At 34.0% G+C, this 10,383-nt stretch carries 9 protein-coding genes; 6 read left to right on the top strand and 3 right to left on the bottom strand.

Annotation, left to right across the window (positions count from 1 at the left end; all coding sequences use genetic code 11):
- A partial coding sequence (locus F6K22_RS18585) for a S8 family serine peptidase (RefSeq protein ID WP_293100877.1) occupies positions 1–946 on the top strand: 946 nt, incomplete at its 5' end.
- A 243-nt stretch (positions 947–1,189) separates the two neighbouring features.
- Here the strand turns inward: F6K22_RS18585 and F6K22_RS18590 are convergent.
- Positions 1,190–1,420, bottom strand: a complete 231-nt coding sequence (locus F6K22_RS18590; protein ID WP_363273863.1) for a DNA methyltransferase — start codon at positions 1,418–1,420, stop codon at positions 1,190–1,192.
- A 180-nt stretch (positions 1,421–1,600) separates the two neighbouring features.
- On the opposite strand from F6K22_RS18590, the gene F6K22_RS18595 reads away from it, so the two are divergent.
- The 5 genes from F6K22_RS18595 (at position 1,601) to F6K22_RS18615 (ending at position 6,189) form a co-directional block, all read left to right on the top strand.
- Positions 1,601–3,538 carry a DNA cytosine methyltransferase gene (locus F6K22_RS18595; RefSeq protein WP_293100880.1) on the top strand — a complete coding sequence of 646 codons (1,938 nt, stop codon included), beginning with the start codon at positions 1,601–1,603 and terminating at the stop codon, positions 3,536–3,538.
- A 460-nt stretch (positions 3,539–3,998) separates the two neighbouring features.
- On the top strand, positions 3,999–4,304 hold the full coding sequence (locus tag F6K22_RS18600; protein WP_293100883.1) for a hypothetical protein: 306 nt from the start codon (positions 3,999–4,001) through the stop codon (positions 4,302–4,304).
- A gap of 237 nt (positions 4,305–4,541) precedes the next feature.
- Positions 4,542–4,664: a hypothetical protein gene (locus F6K22_RS18605; RefSeq protein ID WP_293100886.1), complete on the top strand. Its 123-nt coding sequence runs from the start codon at positions 4,542–4,544 to the stop codon at positions 4,662–4,664.
- Positions 4,665–4,670: 6 nt separating this feature from the next.
- Positions 4,671–5,135 (top strand): hypothetical protein, encoded by a 465-nt coding sequence (locus F6K22_RS18610; RefSeq protein WP_293100889.1) that lies wholly within the window; start codon positions 4,671–4,673, stop codon positions 5,133–5,135.
- A 463-nt stretch (positions 5,136–5,598) separates the two neighbouring features.
- Entirely contained in the window at positions 5,599–6,189 is a 591-nt protein-coding gene (locus F6K22_RS18615) for a DNA-binding protein (RefSeq protein WP_293100892.1), read from the top strand.
- A 563-nt stretch (positions 6,190–6,752) separates the two neighbouring features.
- On the opposite strand, the gene F6K22_RS18620 is transcribed toward F6K22_RS18615, so the two are convergent.
- A complete protein-coding gene (locus tag F6K22_RS18620) occupies positions 6,753–9,476 on the bottom strand; it encodes a DEAD/DEAH box helicase (protein ID WP_293100895.1) in 2,724 nt (907 codons plus the stop codon).
- Positions 9,477–9,775: 299 nt separating this feature from the next.
- Positions 9,776–10,383, bottom strand: a 608-nt coding sequence (locus tag F6K22_RS18625; protein ID WP_293100898.1) for an aconitase family protein, incomplete at its 5' end; no start/stop codon positions are given.

Consider the following 10,383-nt stretch of genomic DNA (forward strand, 5'->3'; position numbering starts at 1 on the left):
TGTAGATGGGATGGTTAAACCTGAATTAGTTGATTTTGGAGGAGATTTTGTTTTAGATAGAAGTCGAATTATTGACAATGAGAAAGGCGTTTCAATTCTGACATTAAACAAAAATTTTCAAGGTTCATCATCACTTTTTAGAGCATATTGTGGAACCAGTTTTGCTGCTCCTCGTGTCGCTAATTTAGCAGCTCGGTTGTTTACAAAATTTCCCAATGCTTCCTCTAATTTAATCAGAGCATTAATTGCTGATTCAGCAGATATTCCTGAAGAAATTCCTGATGATTTTAAGGATGATAAAGATAAACAATTACAGGTATATGGATATGGGCAAGCAAATTTTGAAAAAGCTGCATATTCAACTGAAAATGGAGTAGTTTTATTAGAAGATAATAGACAAATACCTGTGGGTAGGTTTCATATTTATGAAATACCTCCCATTCCTCCTGAATTTTTCGAGTTGAAGGGAAATAGAACTATCTCTGTTACCTTAGCTTTCGATCCTCCTACTCGTCATACTAGAGGAGATTCTTATTTAGGAATAACTATGGAATTTCACCTTTTCAGAAATGTAGAACGCGAAAAAATAGAAAGAGCATTTTTCAAAGCAACTGAAGAAGATAAAAATAATAATTTAACAGAAATATCAATGGAAAATTTAAAAAAGGAATATGGTTCAAGTATTGAAATAAATCTTTTGCCAGGGGTTAATATTAGAAAGAAAGGAACTCTTCAGAAAGGCTCAATAAAAATATCAAGTAGAAGTTGGAAGTACAACGGAAAGTCTATGTACTTAGTCGTAATTTGTAATATAAAGTGGGCTAGAATAGAAGACATAGAAGTACAAAGATATGCTTTAGTAACGTCAATTAGACATTCTAATTCTGAAGTTAACCTCTACAACAAACTCAGAAATAGTATTGCTCAGAGGGGTAGAGTTCGTTAGCTATTGCCAACTTAGCAACTACCTTAAAAGGGTGAGCGATCGCCTACCCTCAACTTACCTATCTATAACTACTTATCTTCACTTGCTAACTAGGTCAAAATATTCTCAAACAATTTATACAAATTCGGTAGTATAAAGATTCAAAAGATTATCATTAGGAATTAAACCGCAGGATTCTAGGATGGTAAAAAAGCGTATATCTAGAGGTATTAAAATTCCTTTATCTGAAAAAGCGCCTACTTGTCAAAATAGAGAACCTGTATTTTTGAGAATTCTAGTGCATTCTTGCAGAATAATAGTTTGTTCTTCGAGATAAATTTCCAAGGCTTTTCTCGCTTCATATTCTTTTCCTAAATTGTAGGGAGGCGATGAAACTACTAAATCAACAGATTCATCGGGAAGACTTTTTAGTAAGTTAATGCAGTCTGTTAAAAGAATTTGATTTAGTGGTAGGGTATTTTGATTTTGTGTCACAGTTTTATATTTGTCATAACTAAATTCTACACATATTTGGTAGTAGAAAGATTTAAAGAATTATTATTTATGTTATAATAACGTAATATTATTTTTTTAATAAATTATAGAATGCAACAACTATCTCTACCCCTAAATATACCAAATACCCAACTAAATAGAAATTCGCAATTTAGAGAAATGCTAACAGCTTTAAATATAAAAAATCATCCTGGTTGGCCTGATAAATTTGGTATATCAATTCATAATTGGTTCACAAAAAATTCCTATTCTCCTATTAAAACTCTAAGTTTATTTACAGGTGGTGGTGGACTAGATATTGGCTTCCATGATTGCGGTTTTCAAATAGTTAAAATGGTCGAATTAGAAGCAAAATATACTAAAACTTTAGAAGTAAATTCTCAACCAGCAAAATACTTAGAAAACAGTGAACCTCTCTGCATAAATATTCTTGAATATTTTCCTTCTCCAGAATTAGAAATAGACTTTATTATTGGGGGTCCGCCATGTCAAACATTTTCAGCAGCAGGTAGAAGAGCATCTGGTGTTTCTGGAACAAATGATAGTAGAGGAACGTTATTTTATGAATATGTACGCATCTTAAAAAAACTACAACCAAAAGGATTTTTGTTTGAAAATGTTTATGGAATTATTGGTGCTGAAAATGGCAAAGCATGGCAAAAAATTAAAATAGCATTTCAAGAAGCAGGTTATGCAATTTACCATCGCATACTTGATGCAGCAGATTATGGTGTACCACAACATCGAGAGCGACTATTTATTGTTGGATTAAAAAAAGGAAATTATTTATTTCCTGCTCCAACTCATGGACCTGATTCTGTTAATCAAGAACCTTTTTATACAGCATTAGCAGCAATAAAAGATATTAATGTTTCAGAAAAAGAATTAGGAATTAAAGGTAAATATGGGCATCTTTTAAAAGATATACCACCAGGATTAAATTATAGTTTTTACACGGAGAAAATGGGTCATCCTGAGCCAATTTTCAGTTGGCGTTCTAAGTTTTCTGATTTTCTTTATAAAGCAGATCCAGAAATGCCAGTTAGAACTATTAAGGCACAAGGAGGACAATATACCGGACCTTTTAGTTGGGAAAATCGACGGTTTTCAATAGCAGAATTAAAACGACTTCAAACATTTCCTGATGTTTATGAAATTATTGGTAATCGTTCGGTTTGTATAGAACAAATAGGTAATTCTGTACCACCACAATTAGGAAGGATTTTAGCATTGAGTATTTTGGAGCAAGTTATGGGAGTTAAGTTACCATTTTATCTGCAATATTTATCTCCAACTCAAAAATTAGGATTTAGACAACGAAAGCGTCAGTTGACAAAAAGATATGCAGAAAAAGCTCAGGAAGCGATCGCTAAATTATCTGTTCAATCTTTAGAGAAATTACAAGCTGTATCTCTACCAATAAATAGTTATGTAAATCAAAAGAATATAGAAAAGTTTTTGTCTACAGATTTTGGCTGGTATGATTTACCAAAAAACAATTCTGTAAAAATTTACATGAGTTATGATTTACGGAAAACTTGTTGGTTAATATATGCAGGTATTAGTCAGTTGGAAGAGAAAAAAAGTTTATATTCTATAGATATAATACCTGTAGCAAATTCTCAAGATTGGGTTTTAAATACAGAGAGAGTAAAGTTAATTGCTCGGGATTGGAATTTGGAAGTATTTACAGGATTATGGAAAGCTTTTGAAGAAAAGTTGAGACAAATAACGGGTAAAGCAGATTTAGTTCAATTATCTGGATATTATCAGTATCAACCAAGGATTAAAATGACAATGAATTTTTCTATGGAGTTAAAGACTAATTCTATTTGGCGAATAGTTGAATTTATTATTAGAGGTGTAGGAGTAAAAACTCAATTATCTGCTCAAGAATTAGCATTTTTATGGGGAGTAAATGTTGAGGATATTTTTGACTATCTCCAATGTTTACGAAAAATTGGTTATGAAGTTAGGAATCACAATACAAATCCTCAAATTATTCGAGGAGAATATTTAATTCCCTACAGCTTTCCTACTTTGACACTTAAAAGTGTGCAATTCAGAAAAAATTTAGGAAAATGTACAGCGTTATGAAATAATTTTTGAAAAAAACTGTAGGGGTTTGGTCTCCAAACCCTGGTCTTTAAACCCAAGCGCAAATAGGATTTAAAAATTTAAAATATTACTACCTAATTAAGGATTGCTATAATGAGCGATTTATATTTAAGAGTCTTTAAAGATAAAAGTGAACTGGTACAAATAAATGGCAAAAAACAGATTTTTTGAGAAGGTTATTTCAGTTATCAGTTATCAGTTAGCCTCATATCGTCGGAACTGCGTTAACAGTTATCAGTACCTCTACAATAAGGAGGCTTGAAATACGAAATTATCTTTTTTCTATTCCCTTAAAAGGGAAGGATTTAGACCACAATTTCTCTTTTCGGTAAAATGAGCGACTAAGCTAGAATCAGATATCAGAAAATAACTCAGGAACTGGCAAATAATTACTTAGAAAAGGAAATTATTGCTTATTGCTTGTCGTGATCGCAATGTTATGAGTGATGGATTTCAACTTGAACAAAGTCAAATAAATACTTTGAATAAACTTGTTAATTCAGTTACCAGTGAAGTTGGTAGAGCATTAGTTGGTTTAACAATTTTACAGTTGTGTGTAAAAAGTCTTGAACCGACACAAAGTATTAGACTACATAAAAGCAGTACAAATAGAAATGCTTTTTCATGGCAAGAAGGAATACCAATGCGTTCTTTAGACAAACAATATATTACTCCTATTTTGCGCAAATACGAATTATTAAAACTAAATGCAGATGGATTTATGATGACGCGCAGTTTAGCATAAAATTATTCTTATTCACCTGTTTATAAAGCTAATATTAGAGGAGCGCGTCTGGAGTGGCTTACTCTTGTAGAATTAATTGAAGAAAATCAAATAGACTCAAAAAATGCTCTACATTATTTAATATCGCAATTACTCAATAATGCTAGAGAATTTCAAAAATTAGCTACAGAAACTCTTGATTATGTTCAAAATTTTTTAGATTCAAGTGAAGCTATCAATCAGAAAATTATTACTAATTTGATATGGAGACATATAGAAGAATCTGATTATGCTGCACGGATTATGGAAATTGCTATACATACTCTTATGCAGGCAATGCAAGAAAATCAACTATTTCCAGATTGTGAACTTAAGCCTTGATCGCAAATGCGGTCTGCTAATAAGAAACATGGCAATATTGGCGATATTGAAATATTAGAAAAGGGTAATATTATTGAAGCTTGGGATGCAAAATATGGTAAGGCTTATTTACGAGATGAAATTGAAGAGTTAGCTGATAAATTATTGAGTCATTCTCATGTTAAATTAGCTGGTTTTGTGACAAGTGTTAAACTCCAGCGACAATCAGAGTTAATATCTCGTTGTCAGGAATTAGAAGAAGAATTTGGAATTTCTTTGGAAATATTGACATTTATAGATTGGATTCAAAACAAATTTAATCAAGCAATAAAAGATGGTTTATTAACAGAAGAAAAGTTAGCAGGTGCATGGTTAATTGCTTATACTGAATCAATAGCACAGAAACGTCGCAATATTGCACCTATTGACGAACCTTGTCAACAATGGTTGGCTACTTTAAAAGATATTTTAGAAGATGTCATATCCATTTAGTTTTAGGTATACCTATCGCCTACTTTTCTCCTTGTTATTTTATTATTTAGAACGAAGCAAAAACCGGGTTTATCCAACTAAAATTGGTGGCTTAAGAGAGAATAATCAAGGAATAAACCCGGTTTCTTTGTTGGGAAAGCATAAGCCCCGATATTACTAATTTTTTCCAGAGGAATTGTCTGAAATTACCTCCTCAAATTCTGCCACAGAATTAACCCTGATTGTTTCTATTAGATTAAAACAAATGGCAAGAGGTGACATCATAAGAAAACTATTTAAATGATATTCCTATCAAGTAACATTATTGGTCTCTATTGGGAAGTGGGCGATTTGGCTAAGTGTGTAATTAATGTTGTGTATTTGCTTACCACTTTTTGATTTTTCTTGCCATGCTAAACTAAAAGTTATCTAATATAAAGATATTATAGTTTATCTAAAATCTAAAAACCCCAACGTTGTACTTATGACTGAACCTTTAGTTACTACTACTGAACCTTTAGTTACTACTACACAAGCGGCTTTTTTACTCAATATCTCTACCGGTCGATTGCGGGAGCTACTGAATCAAGGTCGTGTTACAGATGCTGAAAAAGTCGGAAGACTTTGGATGATTCCCCTTAATTCTAGGGGAATGCCAGAAATTAAACCAGGTCGTCGTGGTCCGGAAGGTACTTGGAACAAGAATCGACGCTCTGGCAATACTTTTGTTCATGTTCTACGAAAGACTATTGACTATAACCGAGACAATGAAGCTTCTCATCCAGTAGTTGCGGTAAAGGTGGGAGATAAAAAGGATTATTGCCACGCCCTGAAAATAAAAGGACCTTGCCAAATCGTTTATCAACCCCATGACCCCAATAAAAGTCAAGCCGGAGGAGCGCGTCTGTGGATAGAAGTAGAACCACAACATATAGTAGAGCGAGTATATTTCAGTGATGGAGATTATGGTCCGCCACCAGAGGTGAGTGAGCAGAGGGCAAAAGTTAAAAAGAAAAAGTCAAAACAAAAAAAGTCAAAACAGAGAAAGTCAAAAATCAAAGGAAAAAAGAAATAACAGAGTCATTTAGATAAATAGTTAGCTGACAAAAGAGAATTTCTGAGCAGTGCATGTCTTCTGTTCTGTTTTATGATGTCTCTAAATACATCGAATTATCTTGCGTAACTAATTCTACACATATTCAATAGTGGAAAGACTCAAAGGATTATCATTAGGATGTGCTTCAAACCATAAAGCTTAACTCAGAAAAATCTATTCCTCCATCCCACTCAATATATCTACCACCCTCTCCTAATTTTACTTGTGAAAAAAAATTGGATCGGATAAAGGGGGAAACGCTCCACCTTGGTTAATAATAGGTTGAAAATCTACAATAATCTAACTACCATCAGAATAAATAAGACGCAGTTTGTAGTTAGATTCAGCAGTTAAGCTGGTAATAATATAAGGCATAATTAACTGCTATTTTAAGAATTAAAAGTCTAGTACTATAGCAGTCGAAGTATAGTCCTAAACGTCAGTCAGAAGTTAGAAGTAATCTCTGATAAATTTCAGCATTTAGGGTTGTCCTAATCTTGGCTTCGACTGCTATAAATTAGGACAATAAACCTCCTACAATTTTAATCAGAGGGTAAATCGCGCAACTTACTTTGCCGTAATTTTTCTAGCAAAGAGGAGGGGTCAATTCCTGCATCTTGGTAAGCTTGAATAGCACGTTTACGCCAGTCAAGATTTTCTTCTCCTGGAAAGCTGCGTCTTAAATCTCTGACTATAGATATTGCATTAGTCGCCCACTTTCTAAATTCTTCTAAATTCCAGTAACATACGTCTTCTGTATAAGGTTTAGCATCAGGTTCTATTTTTGTACAAGGTGTAATCATAACTGGAATAATATCTGCTGATTTAGATAGAAAGATATCTTTATTTTCTTTAATGTACTTTGGATGTGATGCTGCTTCTCTAACTTTGTTAGATCCAATGGTTTCTGTACTTGCCTCTGAATGGTCTTCAAAAACTATACATAAATCATCTCCAGCAATCCACCAAGGATCGGAAGCGCTATTACTTGTAGAGTTACCTGAGTCATAACCTAACAGTTTTCCTAACCTTTGATGAGCATTTTCAAATTTTTTACTTCTTTCGTTACGTTGCTTATCTGTCAGATTTTGCCGATCTGTCATTGGTGGATTTAGATTATCAAGAATTGTCTTTACCTCTTTCTCAAATTTTGTACTATTTCCTGTCCCTAATTTAATGAGTTGTTGCTCTAAACCTTCTATTATTTTGCTAAGTCTTGTGTCATCTTGAGAGGATACATCATTTTCTAGTGACAATCGAGCAAGTCGTGAAAACCATGTAACCTCTGGAGCAACTTTAGCAGCACGTTTAAAATAATCTCTTGCCTTACTTTCCATAGAGGTAATTCCATCTTTTGCCCCCATCCATGCAGCACTTCCTGCAAGATAGTACCAAAAAGCTATGTAACCTCTAAGCTCTTCATCATTTGCCTGATTAAGCTGACTAAAAACACTTTCGCACTTAGCTAGAGCTTCTTCAAAATTGCGATGCCAAATATAATACTGATATTTCACTTCATCAGAAACAGTTTCTTTGAGCTTTTCTATTGCAGGTAGTTTAGCTTGCTTTAATGCTCCTCTATGAGAGATTATCTCTTCCTCAGCTTGATTCCATTTTTCTCCATGTTCTAAAAAAATATTAAGGTTTTCAAGAAAATTCCTTTCTTTTTCTTCTTCTTCTTTAGATTGCTCAATTATATCTTCAATTTCCGCAAAATATGTTTCTTCTTCTTCTTTAGATTGCTCAATTCCATATTCAATTTCCGCTTGTAATTCAGGATGTAAAAACTTTTGTTTGTCAGGACTAATCAAAAAGTTTTTTAATTCATCTCCTAATATCACTACTGCTGAATAATCAGTATCAGACCTTGTACAACGTCCCACTGCTTGAACCATTCTAGTTATAATTCGGTCATTGAAAATTACAGCAGCACACAAACGGGTAACTAAAAATTTTTCTTGAATATTTGTAGCTCGCTGCAAATCTTTAACTATTAGTAACCGACATTCATCTTTTGGTAGATCGATTCCATCATATCTATTTGCTAGAACAGCAACGGCTCCATCTTTGGAAATAAAATCTTGTTTAGAAGTTTCAATTTCTTTACTTTCAAATATTTGGTGTTTTGTCTGCTCTTTAATCTTATTTTTTACTTTCTTTGCTTGCTCATCATCTGGAACTAAGAAAAGAGAGCGAGGAGTTGAACGGAGCATTTTCATTACTAAATTTAAGGATGATTCTTCATTAAGCGAGCTTTCAGGAAAAAAGAAAAAACGACGACCAATACCTTGCTTATCCCAACCTTCTGGTACTGCTAAACGAAAAATATTTTCTATTCCAAAAAGACGCTCTATTTCTCCCCCTTCTCCTAAAGTTGCAGACATATATAAACGTTGTTTTGCTTGTGAGAATGGTTTATGGGTTTTAGTAGGAGGTATTACGGGTCTAATTAAGATAGCGTTAAAACTCAAATATATATGGCAGGAAAAAAGATGATCTCTTAATACAGACCAGGGATACTTGATTTGATCGGAAGTATCTTTATCTAATAGCTCAGTTAACTCTGGTATTAGTTCATATAAATATGATGTAGGAATTTTTTCAACCCAGCTTTTATCAGATATATCTGGAGATTCTTTAAAAAATCTTGAATAGTCTGATTCTGAAATAATTGGTCTTAAAAACGATACAATATTCTTGAAAAGTGAGTCATGTTTTTTTCGCTCAATTAATATTGACCAAAATTTAGCGACATAGTTTTCGGCAGCATGAGCATCGTCTAATATAATTAGATTTGCATCCTGAAAAAATGAGTTGGTGTTAAATAGACTACTATATGTAGTAACAGCTAAAGTTTTTCCACGGCTATATTCTGTCTTGATTCTAAAATCATATTCCTTTTGTTTTCCAGTAAAAGCTTTTGCTTTGATTCCATACTCATTAATAGACTTCTCAACTACTTGATTAACTAATTGACGAGTAGGGCAAAGATATACTACTTTTTCCTTAAACTTTCGTCGTCGCCATTCCCCGATTAAAAGTCCTACTAGAGTTTTACCACTGCCAGTAGGAAGTTGCAAAGCTACATCAGATTTGTTCAAAACAGCTACATCAGATTTGTTCAAAGTTTTTTCGTTTTGATATTCTCGTAATATGTCTGCTTGATGAGAAAGAAGACCTTCTATTTTACGATTTCTCAAGTCGCGGAAAAGTGCTTCAGGAGTTTCAGGTATTATAGTTGAATGTCTAGTCTTTTTTAGTGCCATATTTCTCTTAAATTTTGTGGAAAAATACTACTTCATTATACTGCTTCAATTTCAAAAGAAAGGGCGGGAATTAACCCACCCTCAACTCACTTAATTTACCGAATAATTAAGGTTTAAAGCCTCTCATTTAAAGGATAAAAAAGCGGTCGGTCTTCGGAGATTCCCATAGGGTGGGATGGTGAGGAGACCTCGCCATATCGAATTGACCAAGAGAAGAAAAAATTTTCCTTTTAGTCAATCTTCTCCTTGAAAAGAAGAGGTAATTATTAATTATTAATTATTCATTATTAATTGTTGAACTACTTCCCAACACCAACCGGCATCCCCAAAATATCCTCAATTTTCGGCATCTCTTCCAAAGGAATCACTCGCCCTTCATCCTCAAAACCAGCAATTTGGTCGAAATTCAAATACCGATACAAATCGCCCGCGAACGGATCGACTTTCTCTTTCATAATCTCCAAATACTCATCCACACTAGGTATCCGACCTAACAACGCGCAAACCGCTGCTAACTCAGCAGAACCCAAATACACACGAGCACCTTTACCCATGCGGTTATTAAAATTCCGTGTGGAAGTCGAGAACACAGTCACCCCGTCTTCAACCCTTGCCTGATTTCCCATACACAAAGAACATCCAGGCATTTCCGTCCGCGCACCAGCAGCAGCAAACACGCCATACATTCCTTCCTCGCGCAATTGTTTTTCATCCATCCGAGTCGGAGGACATATCCACAATACACCTTTGACTCGCCCTGCACCTTCCAATACTTTTGCAGCAGCGCGATAGTGACCGATATTCGTCATGCAGGAACCGATAAACACTTCATCAATTTTATCCCCCGCACATTCCGACATCAATTTAATATTATCCGGATCGTTAGGTGCTGCCACAATAGGTTCCT

Origin of the sequence: Okeania sp. SIO2F4, assembly GCF_010672385.1 — a bacterium.
Taxonomy (GTDB): Bacteria; Cyanobacteriota; Cyanobacteriia; order Cyanobacteriales; family Microcoleaceae; genus Trichodesmium.